The sequence below is a fragment of the Promicromonospora sp. NPDC050249 genome (assembly GCF_040656015.1).
Lineage (GTDB): Bacteria > Actinomycetota > Actinomycetes > Actinomycetales > Cellulomonadaceae > Promicromonospora.
The window spans coordinates 1-16,613 of record NZ_JBFAKY010000025.1 but is presented as its reverse complement, the minus strand read 5'-3'; the positions used below and the strand labels follow the sequence as shown (position 1 = coordinate 16,613).

Annotated in this window: 15 protein-coding genes; 9 read left to right on the top strand and 6 right to left on the bottom strand. The window is 72.7% G+C overall.

Going from position 1 to position 16,613, the window contains the following annotated elements; translation table 11 throughout:
- Positions 1–80: 80 nt before the first annotated feature.
- Positions 81–1,271, top strand: a complete 1,191-nt coding sequence (locus AB0I32_RS19470; protein ID WP_357508961.1) for an MFS transporter — start codon at positions 81–83, stop codon at positions 1,269–1,271.
- A 40-nt stretch (positions 1,272–1,311) separates the two neighbouring features.
- The gene (locus tag AB0I32_RS19465) at positions 1,312–2,253 is read left to right on the top strand and encodes an AraC family transcriptional regulator (protein ID WP_357508959.1); all 942 of its coding nucleotides are present in this window, start codon (positions 1,312–1,314) and stop codon (positions 2,251–2,253) included.
- Here AB0I32_RS19465 and AB0I32_RS19460 read toward each other — a convergent pair.
- The gene (locus tag AB0I32_RS19460) at positions 2,152–3,369 is read right to left on the bottom strand and encodes an MFS transporter (RefSeq protein WP_357508957.1); all 1,218 of its coding nucleotides are present in this window, start codon (positions 3,367–3,369) and stop codon (positions 2,152–2,154) included. The genes AB0I32_RS19465 and AB0I32_RS19460 overlap by 102 nt on opposite strands.
- Positions 3,370–3,526: 157 nt before the next feature.
- Here AB0I32_RS19460 and AB0I32_RS19455 point away from each other — a divergent pair, with 157 nt between their 5' ends.
- Positions 3,527–4,603 (top strand): AraC family transcriptional regulator, encoded by a 1,077-nt coding sequence (locus tag AB0I32_RS19455; protein ID WP_357508955.1) that lies wholly within the window; start codon positions 3,527–3,529, stop codon positions 4,601–4,603.
- On the opposite strand, the gene AB0I32_RS19450 is transcribed toward AB0I32_RS19455, so the two are convergent.
- The 3 genes from AB0I32_RS19450 to AB0I32_RS19440 all read right to left on the bottom strand — a co-directional run bounded on the left by AB0I32_RS19450 (position 4,502) and on the right by AB0I32_RS19440 (position 6,927).
- Positions 4,502–5,704 carry an MFS transporter gene (locus AB0I32_RS19450; protein WP_357508953.1) on the bottom strand — a complete coding sequence of 401 codons (1,203 nt, stop codon included), beginning with the start codon at positions 5,702–5,704 and terminating at the stop codon, positions 4,502–4,504. The two genes, AB0I32_RS19455 and AB0I32_RS19450, sit on opposite strands and share 102 nt — an antisense overlap.
- Before the next feature lie 68 nt (positions 5,705–5,772).
- Positions 5,773–6,414, bottom strand: a complete 642-nt coding sequence (locus AB0I32_RS19445) for a DedA family protein (protein ID WP_357508951.1) — start codon at positions 6,412–6,414, stop codon at positions 5,773–5,775.
- Between the two features lie 75 nt (positions 6,415–6,489).
- Positions 6,490–6,927 (bottom strand): Lrp/AsnC family transcriptional regulator, encoded by a 438-nt coding sequence (locus AB0I32_RS19440; protein WP_357508949.1) that lies wholly within the window; start codon positions 6,925–6,927, stop codon positions 6,490–6,492.
- A gap of 102 nt (positions 6,928–7,029) precedes the next feature.
- Between AB0I32_RS19440 and ddaH the strand changes: the two genes are divergently transcribed.
- Both ddaH and AB0I32_RS19430 read left to right on the top strand, forming a co-directional pair.
- Complete coding sequence (gene ddaH, locus AB0I32_RS19435; RefSeq protein WP_357508947.1) at positions 7,030–7,965, top strand: dimethylargininase; 936 nt, start codon at positions 7,030–7,032, stop codon at positions 7,963–7,965.
- Positions 7,962–8,990, top strand: coding sequence for an ornithine cyclodeaminase (locus tag AB0I32_RS19430; protein ID WP_357508945.1), 1,029 nt, complete (start codon positions 7,962–7,964; stop codon positions 8,988–8,990). Before ddaH ends, AB0I32_RS19430 begins: the two co-directional genes overlap by 4 nt.
- A gap of 76 nt (positions 8,991–9,066) precedes the next feature.
- Here AB0I32_RS19430 and AB0I32_RS19425 read toward each other — a convergent pair whose 3' ends face one another.
- Together AB0I32_RS19425 and AB0I32_RS19420 are read right to left on the bottom strand one after the other, a co-directional pair.
- Positions 9,067–10,569 (bottom strand): M81 family metallopeptidase, encoded by a 1,503-nt coding sequence (locus AB0I32_RS19425; RefSeq protein WP_357508943.1) that lies wholly within the window; start codon positions 10,567–10,569, stop codon positions 9,067–9,069.
- Positions 10,566–11,753 carry an ROK family transcriptional regulator gene (locus AB0I32_RS19420; RefSeq protein ID WP_357508941.1) on the bottom strand — a complete coding sequence of 396 codons (1,188 nt, stop codon included), beginning with the start codon at positions 11,751–11,753 and terminating at the stop codon, positions 10,566–10,568. The genes AB0I32_RS19425 and AB0I32_RS19420 overlap by 4 nt, the downstream gene beginning before the upstream one ends.
- Before the next feature lie 272 nt (positions 11,754–12,025).
- On the opposite strand from AB0I32_RS19420, the gene AB0I32_RS19415 reads away from it, so the two are divergent.
- The 4 genes from AB0I32_RS19415 to AB0I32_RS19400 form a co-directional block, all read left to right on the top strand.
- A complete protein-coding gene (locus tag AB0I32_RS19415; RefSeq protein WP_357508939.1) occupies positions 12,026–13,843 on the top strand; it encodes a peptide ABC transporter substrate-binding protein in 1,818 nt (605 codons plus the stop codon).
- A gap of 1 nt (position 13,844) precedes the next feature.
- Positions 13,845–14,882 carry an ABC transporter permease gene (locus AB0I32_RS19410; RefSeq protein WP_357508937.1) on the top strand — a complete coding sequence of 346 codons (1,038 nt, stop codon included), beginning with the start codon at positions 13,845–13,847 and terminating at the stop codon, positions 14,880–14,882.
- Complete coding sequence (locus AB0I32_RS19405; RefSeq protein WP_357508935.1) at positions 14,879–15,715, top strand: ABC transporter permease; 837 nt, start codon at positions 14,879–14,881, stop codon at positions 15,713–15,715. Before AB0I32_RS19410 ends, AB0I32_RS19405 begins: the two co-directional genes overlap by 4 nt.
- Positions 15,712–16,613: ABC transporter ATP-binding protein (locus tag AB0I32_RS19400; protein WP_357508933.1), on the top strand; the 902-nt coding region annotated here is incomplete at its 3' end. The genes AB0I32_RS19405 and AB0I32_RS19400, both read left to right, overlap by 4 nt.

Genomic DNA, 16,613 nt, shown 5'->3' with positions numbered 1-16,613 from the left:
TTGACGCAACCAGATGGTTGCCATAGTGTCGCAATCACTTGGTTGCGATCGGCGCGGCCACTGCTCACCCGGAGGAACGCATGGACGTACGGACACGAGCGGTTCCCGCCGCGCCGCCGTCGGCCCGCCGCACGCTCTCGACGCTCTTCGCGGCGAACTTCGTGCTCGGTACCGCCGAGACGCTCGTGATCGGCCTGCTGGTGGTCATCTCGGGCGACCTCGGCGTATCGGTGCCCGCCGCCGGGGGCCTGGTCACCGCCTACGCCGTCGGCCTGGCCGCGGGCGGTCCGCTCCTGACCATGGCGACCATGCGGCTCGACCGCCGGACGGTGGTCCGCGGCTCCATCGCGATCTTCGTGCTCGGGAACCTGCTCGCCGTCGTCACCGCCGACTACCTGACCTTCCTGGTCTCCCGCGGCATCACCGGGGCCCTGCACGGCCTCTTCCTCGCGACGGCGTTCACGGTGGCGACCGCCGTCGTCCCGCGCGAGGCGGCCGGCCGGGCAATGGCCGCGATCCTCCTCGGCAACACGCTGGCCGGGGCGTTCGGTGCCCCGCTCGGGACGGCGCTCGGGCAGGTCGCCGGCTGGCGCGGCGCCTTCGTCGCCGTGGCGGCGCTCGGCGCGCTCGTCCTGGCCGCCTCCTGGTTCCTGGTCCCGTCCCTGCCCGGCGCGAGCGCGGACGACGCCGGAGGCGGGCAGCTGAGGAGCGCCTTCGCGCCACGGGTGCTCGCGCTGCTCGTCGTCTGCTTCCTGGTGTTCGCCGCCTCGTGCGCGGCCTGGAGCTACGTGGTGCCGTTCCTCGAGGAGGTCACCGGGGTCTCCGGGGCCATGGTCGGGGTGTACCTGATGATCTACGGCGCGGCGACGGCCGCCGGCGCCTACGTGGGCGGCCGGCTGGCGGACTGGAACGCCGCACGCGCGCTGGTCCTCGGGCTGACCGGCCTGACGCTGTCGCTGGTCGCGCTCTGGTTCCTCGGCTCGTCGCCGGTCATGGTGGCGCTGATCCTGGCGCTGCTGGGCCTGTGCACCATGGGGATGGCGCCGTCCCTGCAGCACCGGGTGGTCGGCCTGGCGGGGCCGGGTGCGCCGCTCGCGCAGTCGCTCCCGGCGTCGGCCGCGAACGTGGGCGTCGCGACGGGAGCCGCTGTCGGCGGCCTCGCGATCAGCGGGTTCGGCGTGCCGGCCGCGGTCGCGGTGGGGGCGCTGATCGGCGCGGTGGCGATCCCGGTCGCGATGGCCACGGCCAGGCTGAAGCCGGTCCGGGAATAGGCGGCGCGCGTTCGTGGCTCCGCTTCGTATGGAATGGGACATGACGACGCTGAAGCGCGAGCAGCTACCTGCTGACGCGACCCTGGTGCGGTCCGGCGCGCTGTGGGCCCTGATCCTGTCCGGTGCCGCGACGCTCGAGACGGCGGGCGGTCGCCGGACGATCCTGCCCGGCGACGCGGTGCTCGTCGATCCCCGGACGGCATACCGGCTCACCGCCGACGTCGACACCGACCTCGTGCACGGGGACCTCCGGCGGGAGGCCCCCGCCCTGCCGTGGTCGAGCCCGCTGGTCCTGCGGGGGTTCGGCGACGAGCACCGCGGCGTCGTCGCCCTCGTGACCACCTGCCCGCTCAGTGTGCAGTGCAAGGCCGACCGGTTCGCGGCGGCCTACGCCGGCCTCATCGGCGCGGCGATCTCCGCCATGTCCCGGCCGGCCGAGGCGGTCGGCGGTCAGGCCGACGGCGCACGCGGCCCGGCCGACGACCCGGAGGTCGCCGAGGTGGTCGCCGCCCTCGCGGCGAGCCCGGGCGAGCGGTGGACCCTCGACCGGATGGCCGGCCTGGTGCACCTGTCGCGCTCGGCGCTGACCGACCGCTTCCGCCGTGCGACCGGGCACAGCCCCATGCGGATGCTGCGCGAGGTGCGGATGAACCGGGCCCGCACCCTGCTCACCAAGCAGTGCCTGGCGGTCACGCGGGTGGCGTTCGAGGTGGGGTACGGATCGGTCGCCGCGTTCAGCCGGGCGTTCACCGCGGACCACGGCGTCTCGCCGCTCGCGTGGCGTACCGCGCCCGCGGCGGCGGGCCCCGACGCCGTGGCGCCTCACCCTGCCCCCCTCGCGAACGGCGCGCCGTCCGGCGCCCCGTTCGCGAGAAGGGCGTCAGCCGCGGGGTATCCGCAGGAACGCCCAGCCGAGCCCCGCCGCCACCGCCGCTCCCGCGCCGACCAGCAGCAGCGACCGGACGCCGTACCCGTCCAGTAGCAGCCCGCCCAGCGCGGAGCCCACGGTGATCGCCACCTGGAAGGCGGTGACGATGAGCGACATCGCCGACTCGGTCCGTGCTGGCTCGACCCGTGCGCCCCAGAGCTGGACCATCACGGGGACCATGTTGAACGCGAAGCCCCACAGGACCACCGCGACGGTCAGCACCGGCACGGACGAGGCGGTCGCGCTGAGGACCAGCGCGGCGCCGAGCGCGATCGGTGCGGCAGCGGCCAGCGGTCGCAGCCAGCGCGCGAGCATCCCGGCCACGATCGTGCCCGTGACGGCGCCGACGCCCCACGCCAGCAGCATCCAGGTGGTGGCGCCGGGATCGATGCGGTCGATCGCGAGGCGGATGTACGGGTAGGCCGCGAAGTTGCCGAGCGCGACCAGCACCACGCACCCGAGACCGGCCATCAGCCGCCTGTTGCGCAGGGCCTCGCGCAGCATCCGCAGGCCCGCCGTCGGGTGGGCCGGGACGGAGGGGAGGGCGATCGCGAGGGCGACCGCGCTGATCGCGCAGAGGACGGCCGCGCCTCCGAACGCCATCCGCCAGCCGACGGCGTCGCCCACTATCGAACCGAGCGGGACGCCGAGCACCGTCGCGATGCTGACGCCGAACGAGATTGCCGATGACACCAGGCGGTCCTTGCCGGGGACGGCGTGGGTGCCGACGCCGAAGGCGAACGACCAGTACCCGGCGATCGCGATGCCGAGCAGAAGGCGGCCGATCAGCAGCACGGCGAAGCTGGGTGCGACGGCGACCGCGAGGTTCGACACCGCGGCGGCGGCGAGCAGGCCGAGCATCACCGTGCGGCGGTCGGCCCGGGGGAGCAGCACCGCGATGCTCGGCGCCGTGAACGCCCCGGCGATCGCCGTCGCGGCCACGGCAAGGCCCGCCGTGCCCTCGCTCACGCCGATGTCGGCCGCGAGGCCAGGCAGCACGCTGGCGGGCAGGAACTCGCTGGCGACCAGGATCGCGATCCCGGACGCGAGCGCGACGACCGGTGTCCAGGTCGTGCGGGGCGGGGTGCTCAGGTCGGTGCTCGGTTCGGTGCTCGATGCGGTGCTCGGTGGCGAAGGCTGTGCGGGCACAGTGGCGCTCTGGGTGGGCATGCCTCCAGCGTCGCCGCCAGGCCCTCAGGCCACTTGATCCTCTGACGCCCGCTGTTGATCGCCCGGCCGAGTGCGTGCCGCCGGTCCGCGCGTTCGGACCGGCCCGGGCGGGAATAGCCCACCGGCTTCCGTGGCTCCGCTTCATATGGAGTGGCAGATGACGACGCTGAAGCGCGAGTGGTTGCCCGCCGGTGCCACCACGTCCGGGTCCAACGGCCTGTGGGCCCTGGTCCTCACCGGTGCCGTGACGCTCGAGACAGCGGGCGCGCGCAGCCGGGTGCTGCCGGGCGACGCGGTGCTCGTCGACGCCCGGACGGCCCACCGGCTCGTCGTCGACGCGGAGACGGAGCTCGTGCGCGGCGACCTGTGGTGCACCGTGCCGTCCGCGGCGCCACCGAGCCCGCTGATCGTGCGGGGTTTCAGCGAGCGGCAGCGCGGCGTCGTCGCGCTCGTGACCGCCTGCCCCCTCGAGGTGAAGTGCAGCCGGGACCTGTTCTCGTCCAGCTACGCGGGCCTCATCGGGGCGGCGATGTCGCGGCTGTCGCAGGACGACGCCGACGGAGCAGCGGGTTCCGGCGGGGGCGCCGACCAGGGCGAGCAGGGCGCAGCCCGTGCCGACGGTGGCGACCGCGCAGGGGCCGCAGCCGCTGACCCCGTGGTTGCCCACGTGGTGGCAGAGCTGGCGGCCCGGCCGGAGGAGCAGTGGACGCTCGACGAGATGGCGGGTCTGGTGCACCTGTCGCGCTCCGCCCTCACCGGGCGGTTCCGCCGCGCGACGGGTCACAGCCCCATGCGGATGCTGCGGGAGGTGCGGATGCACCGGGCCCGCACGCTGCTCGCCGTCGAGCGCCTCCCGGTGACCCGGGTCGCGTTCGAGGTGGGGTACGGCTCGGTGGCGGCATTCAGCCGGGCGTTCGCGGCGGACCACGGCGTCTCGCCGCTCGCGTGGCGGACCGGGCCGCCGGCGCCCGTCGGACCGACGGCGACCGGGGCGACGGCGACCGGGCCGACGTCGTCCCTCGACCCGCCGGAGGCCTGGCCGGTCTCGCGGCGGCGGCCCTGGGTCCCGTCGGTCCCGCCGGCACCGGCCGCCCGAGCGGGCCGGACGGCGGCGTCGGCCACGCAGGCGGTCTCAGGTGCGGGGCACCCGCAGGACCGCCCAGCCGATCCCGGCCGCGACAGCCGCTCCCGCGCCGACCAGCAGCAACGACTGGACGCCGTGCCCGTCCAGTAGCGCGCCGCCCCGGGCGGCGCCGACCGTTATCGCTACCTGGAAGGCGGTGACCTGCAGCGACATCGCGGACTCCGCCCGCTCCGGCTCGACCCTGGTGACCCAGAGCTGCGTGATCACCGGCATCATGCTGATGGAGAGGCCCCACAGCACCATGGCGACCGCAAGCACTGGCACCGAGGTGGCGAACGCCGCCAGCACGAGCGAGGCGGAGAGCACGACCGGCGCGACGGCGGCCAGCGGCCGCAGCCACCGGGCGAGGACGCCCGCCAGCAGGGTGCCCACCAGCCCGCCGATGCCCCACGTGAGCAGCAGCCACGTGGTAGCGGCAGGGTCCACGTCCTCGATGGCTATGCGGATGTAGGGGTACGCGGCGAAGTTGCCGAGCGCGACCAGCACCACGCAGGCGATACCCGCCATGAGCCGCCCGTTGCGCAGGGCCGCGCGCAGCATGCGCAGGCCGGCCCCCGGGTGGGGCGGGACCGAGGGCAGAGCCACGGCGAGCGCGACGGCGCCGAGCGCGGTGAGCACCGCGGTGCCGCCGAACGTGGCTCGCCAGCCGACGGCGTCCCCCACGACGGAGGCGAGCGGGATACCGACCACCGTCGCGATGCTGGTGCCGAACGCCAGCGCGGACGAGACCAGGCGATCCTTGCCCGGCACGGCGTGGGTGCCGGCGCCGAAGGCGAACGACCAGTAGCCCGCGAGCGCGACACCGAGCAGCAGCCGACCGACCAGGAGCACGGCGAAGCTCGGCGCGAGCGCCACCGCGACGTTCGAGAGCGCCGCGATCCCGAGCAGGGCGACAAGCACCGTGCGGCGGTCGGTCCGCGGGAGCAGCACGGCGATGCTCGGCGCGGTGAACGCGCCGGCGATCGCGGTAGCGGCCACCGCGAGGCCGGCCCGGCCCTCGCTCACCCCGACGTCGGCCGCGAGGGCAGGCAGCACGCTCGCCGGGAGGAACTCGCCCATGAGCACCATGGCGATGCCGAAGGAGAGCGCCGCGACGGGTGTCCAGGTGCGGCGCGGGGGGCTGACGGCGACGGCCGGTCGGCTGTCCGCAGTCCCGGGGGAGGTGCTCGACGAGACGCTCTGGGAAGGCATGTTCCCAGCCTCGCCGCTCGCCACGCGGCGTAGTTGATCCCCCGGCGCGCCCGCTTGATCCCCCGGCGCTATGCGGGAGTAGCCGCGCGGCCCGCCCGGTCCTGGCGCCAGGCGCGGATGCCCGCCACCACCGACGCCGCGATGACCACGCCCGCGACCACGTACGCGATGGGCCGTACCGACGGGTCCGACGCCGCGAAGTACCCGAGCACCGTGATGAGGACCGCCCAGCTGAGCGCCCCGAACACGTTCGCGGTGAGGAAGCGCAGGTACGGCATGCCGCCGATCCCCGCGATCACCGGGACGAACACCCGCGCCCACGGCATGTAGCGGCCGATGACCACCGACCACCAGCCGAACAGCTCGTAGAACCGCTCGGTGCGCACCACCATCGACTGCACCCAGCGTCCCTTCCGGGAGCTCAGGTACGGCCGCCCGTACCTGCGGCCCAGGAGGAACGCGACCTGGTCGCCCGCCACCGCGGCGACGCCGACGCCGATCGCGAGCACCCAGATGTCGATGCGGTCGGTGCTGCCCGCGACGATGCCCGCGCCGAACAGCAGGCCGTCCCCGGTGAGGAACGGGATGAAGACGCCGACGAAGAACGCGGTGCCGACGAAGACGAGGCCCCAGACGACCAGGTAGAACGCGAGAGGTCCGAGCACGTCGAGCCAGCCGGCGACGTCGTCGGAGACCGTGGTTCTGATCATCGGGGGCGCCCTCCGGTCCTCACAGGGAAGTCCTGTTAGGACACCCTAAGGTGTGCCGGGCCCAGACCGGTCACATCAGGCGCCCGGACGGTCGACCACCCGCGACATCACGAGCGCCGTCCGTGTCTTGACCACGTGCGTGACCGTCCGGATGCGCTCCACCACGTGCTCGATCTGCTCCATGCTCGACGCCATGACGTGCACCATCGCGTCGGCGTCGCCGGTCACGGTGGAGACCCGGACCACCTCCGGGATGGGCGCGAAGTCGCGCTCGAGCACCGCGGGCGAGACGATGCCGGAGCAGAAGATCTCGACGTACCCCTCCAGGGTCCAGCCCATCGCCTGCGGGTCGACGCGCACGGTGAACCCCGCGATCTCCCCACGGGCGATCATGAGGTCCACCCGGCGCTTCACGGCGGGCGCGGAGAGCCCGACGACGCTGCCGACCTCCTGGTAGGTGGCCCGCCCGTCGCGCAGCAGCTCGCCGACAATTGCCCGGTTCACGGCATCCATGAACGAATCGTTCAGTACGGCGCGCGATTGCGCAAGAAACCGTGGCTGAATGCACAACGGAAGCATGGCTGTTGTGAATCGGTGCGCACGTAGCCTCACGGCATGACGCAGACCACCGCGATGCCGCAGACCACCGCGCAGCGGACCGCCACACCCCGGCACTACCTCATGTGCCCGCCCACGTACTTCGACGTCGTCTACGCCATCAACCCCTGGATGGACCCGTCGTCGCCCGTCGACACCACCAAGGCGCTCGCGCAGTGGGAGGCGCTGCGCGCCGCCTACGAGGCCCGCGGCCACCGGGTCGACGTGATCGAGCCCGAGCCCGGCCTGCCCGACATGGTCTACGCGGCCAACGGCGGGATCGTCGTCGGCGGACGGGCGCTCGCCGCCCGCTTCACGTTCCCCGAGCGTGCGGCCGAGGGCCCGGCCTACGACCGCTGGTTCGACACCGACGCCGCCGCGCCCTACCGCCGGCTCGGCGAGGCCGTCGAGACCATGGAGGGCGAGGGCGACCTGCTGCTGATCGGCAAGCTGCTGCTCGCAGGCACCGGCTTCCGCACCACGCCCGCCGGCCACGCCGAGGTGGCCGAGCGCCTGGAGCTGGCCGAGCAGGGCATCGAGCTCGTCCCGCTCGAGCTGGTCGACCCGCGCTACTACCACCTCGACACCGCGCTCTCGGTGCTCGACGACGGCGCCGTCTCCGGCGAGACCGTGGTGGCCTACTACCCCGAGGCGTTCAGCCCCGCCGCGCAGGAGACGCTGCGCCGCCTGTTCCCCGACGCGATCCTGGTCGGTGCCGACGACGCCGCCGTGCTGGGCCTGAACGTCGTGTCCGACGGGCTGCACGTGTTCCTCAGCGACCGCGCCCGCGACTACGCCGACGCCCTCAAGGAGCGGGGCTTCGTCCCGGTCGGCGTCGACCTGTCCGAGATCTTCAAGGGCGGCGGCTCGGTCAAGTGCTGCACGCTCGAGCTGCGCCCGGCGGCGGACGACGCCGTAGCCATCACCGTCACCTCCGAGGAGACCCAGCGATGACCACAGTCCCGTACCTCGACGTCGCCGCGACCGCCCGCTGGGTGGCCCGCCGCGGCCCCGAGGCGGCCATCGCCGCCCTGACCGACGCGCTGGAGCGCGACTTCGCGCGCTGGCCCGAGCTCGACAAGCGGCCGCGCATCGCCTCGCACTCCAAGGAGGGCGTCATCGAGCTGATGCCGACCTCCGACGCGGAGACCTACGGCTTCAAGCTGGTCAACGGGCACCCGCTCAACCCGACGAACGGGTTCCAGACGGTGACGGCGATCGGCGTGCTCGCCGACGTCCGCAACGGCTACCCGACGTTCCTCGCCGAGATGACGCTGCTCACCGCGCTGCGCACGGCCGCGACGTCGGCCCTCGCCGCCCGGTACCTTGCGCCCGCAGAGTCCCGCACCCTGGCCCTGATCGGCTGCGGCTCGCAGGCCGAGTTCCAGGCGCTCGGCATGCGTGCCGAGCTGGGCATCGAGACGCTGCGGATCTTCGACGTCGACCCGCTCGCCATGGAGAAGCTTGCCCGGCACGCCAAGGCGCTCGGCTTCGACGTCGTCATGGCGGTCGACGCCGCTGACGCCGTCCGCGGCGCCGACGTCATCACGACGTGCACCGCAGACAAGCAGAACGCGACGGTGCTGCACGACGCCGAGGTCACCGGCGGGGTGTTCATCAACGCGATCGGCGGCGACTGCCCGGGCAAGACCGAGCTGGACCCGGCGATCATCGCCCGTGCGAGCGTGTTCGTGGAGCTGCCGGAGCAGACCCGCATCGAGGGCGAGATCCAGCACCAGGCGCCGGACTTCCCGGTCACGGAGCTGTGGCAGGTCATCACGGGTGCGGCTGCGGGGCGGCAGAGCGCCGAGGAGCTGGTGGTCTGGGACTCCGTCGGGTTCGCCGTGGAGGACTGGACCGCGCTGAAGTTCGTGCTGGAGGACGTGACGGCGAACGCGCCGGAGCTGCTCCAGCACCTCGACCTCATCGCGGAGCCGGAAGACCCGAAGGACCTGTTCTCCCTGGTCGCGGAGGCCTGACTGTCCTCCTCCGTCGAGTGCTGGCTATCTGTTGTCCGAGGGCCTCTTGGACAACGAATAGCCAGCACTCAACGGGTTAGAGGAGGGTCGGGGTGAGGTTCGGTTCGCTCTCGAACTCGTGGAACGGGTGGGTCGGGTCGGTCAGGCGGTGGTGGCCCAGGCGGAGCAGGTCCTGGTCGACGCCGCCCGGGGTGAGCATCAGCATCCAGTCGGCCGCCATGTCGTACAGGTCCGGCTCCAGGTAGCCGATCTTGACGACGACGACGTCGGTCCCGCGCGGGTCCAGCCCGATCGACGTGAAGTCCGACTCCAGGTGGTACGGCTTGCGGCGCTCCGTGAGGATCACGCGCAGCCCGCCCACGCGGACGACGGTCACGATCCCGGCGTCCGGGTCACCTTCGCTGACGTGCTCCACGACCCCGCGCAGCCGGACCGGCCCGTGCGGACCGTCGTCCACGCGGGCACCCGCCTCGACGTCGACCTCGGCGCCCGCGCCGTGCTCCGCCCAGGCCTTCGCGACCTCGCGGGCCGCGGCGGCGTCGGGCAGCGAGGCGTAGATCGCGGTGCGGCTGCTGGCCTCGGACGTCGCGGCGAACGCCGGCTCGGCAAGGAGCCGTGCCAGCGTCCACGTGACGTCGCCCGCGCCGCCGGCGGTCGGGTTGTCGCCCGAGTCGGACAGGAAGTACGGCCGCTGCTCGCTCGCCAGGGCGGTCGCCACGCACTCCTCGTACGGCGCGGCAGGAGCCACGAACGCGAACTCGTCGCGCGCGTCCCAGTACCGGCGGCCCAGCCGCTCGGCCTCGCGCACGATCAGCTCCTCGTCGTCACCCGTGACGACGACGACGGCCCGGCAGCTCGGCTCGTCGGCCCACGCGTACCCGACCCAGAGCGCGGCGTCGACCACGCCGGGCAGCTCGGCGACCCGCGCGACGTCCGCGTAGATCGAAGCGGCAGGCTCGATCCGCGTGCTGGTCTTCTCGCCCGGGAGCAGCACCGGGACCTGCAGCCACGCCTTCTTCGGGGCGCCGCCGGACCGTAGCCGCGAGAGCAGGTTCCCGGCGGCGCGCTCCCGCGTCTCCCACACGTCCTCGTGCGGGGCCATGCGGTAGCACGTGATCAGGTCGCTGACCTCGGCCAGCTCGCGCGGCACGTTGCCGTGCAGGTCCGTGGTGGTGCTGATCAGCGTCCCGGGGCCGACGGCGGCGCGGACGGCCGCCGCGAGGTCGGCCTCGGCGTCGTCCCGCCCGACGACCGTCATGGCGCCGTGGATGTCGAGCAGCACACCGTCGTACGGGCCGTGCTCGGCCTGCTGGGCGCGCAGCGTCGCGACGATCTCGTCGCGCACGGACTCGTAGACGTCGGCGGGCACGGCCCCGCCGGGCAGCGAGCGGGCGTGCAGCACGCCGGTCCAGCCGGCGGCGTCGCGCAGGGGAGCGCCGTCGGCGAGGAACGGGTAGTGCGCCACCAGCTCGTCGCCGCGGCGGAGCGTGAACGCCTCCCAGCCGGAGCGGTGCGGGGAGAACGTGCTGGACTCGATCGACATGCCGGCGATCGCAACCCGCGGGCGGGTGCTGGTCATCGTGATCCTTCCGGTGCGGTGGTGGCGAGGGCGTGCGGTACGAGCGTGTCCTCCAGGAGGCGGCCCACGCCCACGAGGTTGGCGTCGGCGCCCAGGGCGGACGGCGCGATCACCAGGTCGCGGGTCGTCAGCGGGTGGGCGCCCTCGTAGATCTGGCTGCGGATCGCCGAGACGAACGGCTCGAGCGTGGACAGCGCGCCGCCCAGGTACACGGCGCCGGGATTGAAGAAGTTGACCACCGTGCACAGCACCTCGCCCAGGTGCCGGCCGGCGGTCCGGGCGAGCGTGGTCGCCACGGGGTCGGCGTCCCGCACGAGGCGCAGGACGTCGGCGGTCGCCGCGACGTCGTACCCCTGCTCCCTCAGGAGCCGCACCAGGTGAGCGCCCGAGGCCACCGTCTCCAGGCAGCCGCGGTTGCCGCACGTGCACGGGGTGTCGCCGCCGGCGGGGACGCGGGTGTGCGTGATGTCGCCGGCTCCGCCGCCCGCGCCGCGGTACAGCCGGTCGTCGACGAGGATGCCGGAGCCGATGGCGCTGCCCGCCTTGACCGACACGGAGTGCCGGGTCCGGCGGGCGTGCCCGAAGTGCTCACCGACCGCCATCGCGTTGGCGTCGTTCTCGACCACCACCGGGACGTCCAGGGCGTCCTCGAGCCAGGTCCCGACGTCGAACCCCGACCATCCAGGCATGCGCGACGGCGAGTCGAGGGCGCGGCGGGCGACGTCGACCGGGCCGGGCAGGGAGATACCGACGCCGAGCAGCCGGCCGCCGTCGGGCAGGGTGCCCGTCAGCTCACGCAGAGCCGCAGTGACCTGCGTCAGCACCGGTTCCGGGCCGTCGGCGACGGCGATCGCCACCTCCGTCGTCGTGGCCAGCTCGCCGCCGTGCCGCAGGATCCCGAGTCGCGCGTGGGTGCCGCCGACGTCGACGACGCCGAGGTAGCCGGTGCTGCCCGGCACCCGCAGGGACCGGGGGCGCCGTCCGCCGCTGGAGGCGCCCTCGCCCGTCTCCTCCAGGGCACCCGAGGCGAGCATCGCCTGCACCCGCTGCGACACGGTGGACGGTGCGATGCCGAGCGAGTCGGCGATCTCCTTGCGGGACCGGGCCCGGCCGCTCGACACGAGCACGAGAATCTCCCGCTCGAGCCGGGGTACGCCGACCCGGGGGCGCACGATCTGGGCCACGGGCATCCTCCGTCTCTGCGGTCCGGCGCGCCTGGGGCTTTCCCGTACTTCGGCCGGATCTGGAACAAGCTAGCGACACGAGTCTGCACCATCGCCTGCCGCCGCCTGCGCCCATGGGCTTTTTGCGCGGGCGAATTAACAGTCTTGTTACGGATGGCGCGTAGATCAGCAGAACTTAGTGCGTCTACGGTGCTTGATTATTCGGCCGCCGAATCAAGTCTTCAGGACCAGAGGCTCTTGCATCGACGGCGCTGCACACCAAGGAGACTCAGATGCGCACCACGCATGCCGTACGTGCCGTACGGCTGGCCGTCGGGGCTGCCGCAGCCGTCGCCCTGCTCGCCGGATGCTCGACGTCCTCCGGTGCGGACGGGGCGGACGGGGCGGCCGGCCGCACCGACGTCAACTACGCGCTGCCCGCCAACGCGACCCCGAACTGGATAGTGCCGCTCGGCATCGCCGGCAAGCTCGCCACCCACAACTCCGCGATCATGCGCACCCTCTGGGAGCCGCTCGTCGCCTACGACGGTTCCGAGGGCGAGGTGGGGCGCGTCGCGAAGGCCGACCTCGCCTCCGATATCACCTTCTCCGACGACGGCCGCACCGCGACCATCACGCTGGACGACCGCACCTGGAGCGACGGCGAGCCCGTCACCTCAGCGGACGTGAAGTTCTGGTTCGACCTCGTGAAGGCCAACACCGACGTCTGGGCCAGCTACTCCGAGGGTCGCATGCCCGACAACGTGACCGAGGTCGCGACCCCCGACGACAAGACGGTCGAGCTGACCTTCGACAAGGTCTACAACCCGGAGTGGCTGCAGGCGTCCCAGCTCACCCTCATCGTGCCGCTGCCCGCGCACGCCTGGGCCAAGACCTCCGACGACGCCGAACCCGACCCGGCGCTCGCCGAGACGGAGGAGGGCGCGAAGGAGATCTTCGACTACCTCGTCACGCAGAGCGAGGACCTGTCCACCTACGAGACCAACCCGCTGTGGCAGACCATCAACGGGCCCTACTCGCTGACCGGGTTCACCGACGCCGGCCAGGTCGAGCTCACCAAGAACGACAAGTACGACGGCGACGACGCCGCCTCGATCACCACCGTCAACCTCCTGCCGTACACGTCGACGGACGCCGAGGTGAACGCCGTCCGGTCCGGTGCGGTGGACTACGGGTACATCCCGACGACCGGCCTGGACGCGCCGGAGCAGTACGAGCGGCTGGACTACACGATCGAGCCGTGGGCGGGCTGGTCCATCACGTACCTGCCGTACAACTTCAACCACCCCGAGCTGGGCCCGGTCTACCGCCAGCTCTACGTGCGCCAGGCGCTGCAGCACCTCGTGGACCAGGAGCAGATCTCCGACGTCATCTGGAAGGGCGCGGCGCTGCCGGGCTACGGTCCCGTGCCGCAGAACCCCGAGAGCGACTTCCTCTCCGACGAGCAGAAGGCGAACCCGTACCCGTTCGACCCGGAGGCCGCGGCCGCGCTGCTGGCCGACCACGGCTGGACCGCGGGCTCCGACGGCGTGCTCGAGTGCACCGCCCCGGGCGACGGGGACGACGAGTGCGGTGAGGGCGTCAAGGACGGCCAGAAGCTCGCGATCACCATCCTGACGCAGAGCGGCTCGGCCGAGACCGACAACATGTTCGCCGAGATCAAGTCCACCTTCGACACGGCGGGCATCGCCGTCACGATCGAGTCGGCTCCGCTGAACACCGTGCTCTCGTCCATCGCGCCCTGCACCGCGGACCAGCCGGACTGCGACTGGCAGCTGCCGTTCTTCGGTACGGCGGGCAGCTGGTACTTCGGCGGCTACCCGAGCGGCGAGCGCGTGTTCGGCACCGGGGCGGCGTCGAACTTCGGCTCGTACTCCGACGAGGAGTTCGACACCCTCATGCACGACTCCACCGAGAGCACCGACCCGTCGGTGATGCAGGAGTACTCGAGGTACGGCGCCGAGAACCTCCCGGTCATGTGGCTGCCGAACCCGGTATACCAGGTGTCGGTGATCAAGAACGGCCTGGAGGGCACCACCCAGGACCCGCTGGCCAGCTTCCACCCGCAGCGCTGGAGCTGGGCCGACTGACATGACCACCGCCATCCCAGCACAGAGCGGGACCGTCGAACCCGGGGTCGCCGCGCCACTGCCCGTCAGGGCACAGCGCGGCGGCTTCGGCCGGTTCCTGATCCGGCGGGTGCTCCAGGCGCTCGTCGTCGTCCTCGTCGTCAGCGTGATCGTGTTCGCCCTGCTGCACGCGCTGCCCGGCGGCCCGGCCAGAGGTGTCCTCGGCCAGCAGGCCAGCGCGGAGCAGATAGCGGCGTTCGAGGCCGCGAACGGCCTGGACCAGCCCGTCGTCGTGCAGTACCTGTCGTTCCTCGGGCGCTCCCTGACCGGAGACCTCGGCGAGTCGTACCTGCTGAACCAGTCGGTCGCCGACGCCATCGCCCTGCGCCTGCCCAAGACGCTGCTCCTGACCGGGCTGTCGCTCGTCCTCGCGGTGCTCGTCGCGGTGCCCGTCGGCGTCTACCAGGCCGTGCGGCGCAACCGCGCCGTCGACTACTGGCTCTCGACCCTGGCGATCGTCGCCTACTCGACCCCCACGTTCTTCCTCGGGATGCTCCTGATCCTGCTGCTCAGCCAGACCGCCGGGCTGTTCCCGGCGGCGGCACCGCAGGGCAACGGGGTCCTGGAGGTCCTGTCCCAGCCCGCCGGGCTCGTGCTGCCCGTACTCACCGGAGCCGTGCCGATCGTCGCCACGTTCAGCCGTTACATGCGGTCCTCGACCCTGGACAACCTCGGCGAGGACTACGTGCGCACCGCCCGCGCCAAGGGCACCGCCTACCGGGACGTCGTGCTCCGGCACGTGCTGCGCAACTCGCTGACGCCCGTCGTCGCGATGCTCGGCTACTACCTGCCCGTCATGTTCGGGGGCGCTCTCGTCGTCGAGCAGCTCTTCAACTACCCCGGCATGGGCCTGCTGTTCTGGAGCGCCGCGCAGAGCAGCGACTTCCCGGTCCTGCTCGGCTGTGTGCTCGTCATCTCGGTCGCCACGGTCGTGGGCTCCCTGCTGGCCGACGTCGTCCAGGCGCTCCTGGACCCGCGCACCCGGGGGGCCGCACGATGACCGCGCTGCGACGTTTCACGAGGAACCGGCTGGCCGTGGTCGGCGCGGTGGCGCTCGCGGTGCTGGTGCTGTTCGCCGTCCTCGGGCCGCTGGTCTACCCGACCGAGCAGGTGGCGACCGACCTCGGCGCCGCGAACCTCCCGCCCGGGGTCGACGGGCATCCGCTCGGCACGGACGCGCTCGGCTACGACAACCTGGGCCGGCTCATGGTCGCCGGTCGGGTATCGCTGCTGGTCGGCGTGGCTGCGGGCGTGCTCGCCACGGTGGTCGGCACCCTGTGGGGCGCGATCGCGGGCTACGTCGGAGGAGCCGTGGACGCCGTCATGATGCGCGTGGTCGACGCCGGGATCGCCATCCCCGCGATCTTCCTGCTGCTGGTGCTCTCCACGATCGTGCGGCCGACGGTCGGCATGATGATCGTCGTGCTGGGGATGGTGTCGTGGCTGGTCCCGGCCCGGCTGATCCGGGCGGAGGCGCTGTCCGTCCGGACCCGCGACTACGTGGTCGCGGCGCGCGCCATGGGTGCATCGCACGGCCGCACCGTCATCTCGCACGTCATCCCGAACACCGTCGGCACGGTGGTCGTGAACGCGACGTTCCAGGTCGCCGACGCCATCCTGCTCGTCGCCTACATCAGCTTCCTCGGTATGGGCATCCAGCCGCCCACCACCGACTGGGGCGCGATGCTCAACGATGGCATCAACTACATCTACCAGGGCGCCTGGTGGCTCATCCTGCCGCCGGGCCTCGCGATAGTGATCGTCGTGTGCGCCCTGAACTTCGTGGGCGACGGGCTGCGGGACGTCGTCGACGTGAAGGGGAGGACCGCATGAGCGCGCTGCCCGTCCAGGCCCAGCACGGGGACGACGTCGTCCTGCGCATCCGGGACCTGAACGTCACCTTTGCCACCGGGTCCGGCGACGTGCCCGCCGTCCGCGGTATCGATCTGGAGGTGCGGCGCGGCCGGGTCGTCGCGCTCGTGGGGGAGTCGGGCTCCGGCAAGAGCGTCACGTCGCTCGCCGTGCTGGGGCTGCTGCCCTCGACCGCGCGGGTCACGGGTTCGGTGGAGCTGTTCGACGGCGGTGGGCCGCGCGACGTCGTCGCCATGCCCGAGGGCGAGCTGGTGGACCTTCGCGGCCGCGTGGCGTCCATGGTCTTCCAGGAGCCGATGACGGCGCTCAACCCGACCATGACGCTCGGTGACCAGGTGGCCGAGGCCGTGCTGAACCACGAGCGGGTCCCGCGGGCCGTCGCTCGCGAACGGGCGGTCGGCCTGCTGCGGTCGGTCGGTATCCCCGAGCCGGAGCGGCGTGCGCGGCAGTACCCGCACGAGCTGTCCGGCGGGCAGCGGCAGCGGGTGGTCATCGCGATAGCGCTGGCCTGCGAGCCGCGCCTGATCGTGGCGGACGAGCCGACGACGGCGCTCGACGTCACCGTGCAGGCCGAGATCCTGGACCTGCTGCGTGAGCTGGTCGCCGAGCGGGGCACCGCGCTGCTGCTGGTCACGCACAACATGGGAGTGGTCGCCGACCTCGCCTCCGATGTAGCCGTGATGAGGGACGGCCGGATCGTGGAGCACGGGCCCGTGGAGCAGGTGCTGCTCGCGCCGGAGCACGAGTACACGCGCACGCTGCTCGACGCGGTTCCGGCGGTCCCTCCGGCCTCTCTGGATGTCCGCGAAGCAGAGCGTGTGTCCAGGTCTCCCCGGCGAGGCCAGGGGGACCTGGACAC

Excerpts from the sequence above, each read along its gene's own strand:
- AB0I32_RS19465 (WP_357508959.1), top strand. The coding sequence starts at position 1,312 with ATGACGACGCTGAAGCGCGAGCAGCTACCTGCTGACGCGACCCTGGTG.
- AB0I32_RS19405 (WP_357508935.1), top strand. The coding sequence starts at position 14,879 with ATGACCGCGCTGCGACGTTTCACGAGGAACCGGCTGGCCGTGGTCGGC.
- ddaH (WP_357508947.1), top strand. The coding sequence starts at position 7,030 with ATGACGCAGACCACCGCGATGCCGCAGACCACCGCGCAGCGGACCGCC.
- AB0I32_RS19440 (WP_357508949.1), bottom strand. The coding sequence starts at position 6,927 with ATGGATGCCGTGAACCGGGCAATTGTCGGCGAGCTGCTGCGCGACGGG.
- AB0I32_RS19415 (WP_357508939.1), top strand. The coding sequence starts at position 12,026 with ATGCGCACCACGCATGCCGTACGTGCCGTACGGCTGGCCGTCGGGGCT.
- AB0I32_RS19425 (WP_357508943.1), bottom strand. The coding sequence starts at position 10,569 with ATGACCAGCACCCGCCCGCGGGTTGCGATCGCCGGCATGTCGATCGAG.
- AB0I32_RS19445 (WP_357508951.1), bottom strand. The coding sequence starts at position 6,414 with ATGATCAGAACCACGGTCTCCGACGACGTCGCCGGCTGGCTCGACGTG.
- AB0I32_RS19410 (WP_357508937.1), top strand. The coding sequence starts at position 13,845 with ATGACCACCGCCATCCCAGCACAGAGCGGGACCGTCGAACCCGGGGTC.
- AB0I32_RS19470 (WP_357508961.1), top strand. The coding sequence starts at position 81 with ATGGACGTACGGACACGAGCGGTTCCCGCCGCGCCGCCGTCGGCCCGC.
- AB0I32_RS19430 (WP_357508945.1), top strand. The coding sequence starts at position 7,962 with ATGACCACAGTCCCGTACCTCGACGTCGCCGCGACCGCCCGCTGGGTG.
- AB0I32_RS19455 (WP_357508955.1), top strand. The coding sequence starts at position 3,527 with ATGACGACGCTGAAGCGCGAGTGGTTGCCCGCCGGTGCCACCACGTCC.
- AB0I32_RS19460 (WP_357508957.1), bottom strand. The coding sequence starts at position 3,369 with ATGCCCACCCAGAGCGCCACTGTGCCCGCACAGCCTTCGCCACCGAGC.
- AB0I32_RS19450 (WP_357508953.1), bottom strand. The coding sequence starts at position 5,704 with ATGCCTTCCCAGAGCGTCTCGTCGAGCACCTCCCCCGGGACTGCGGAC.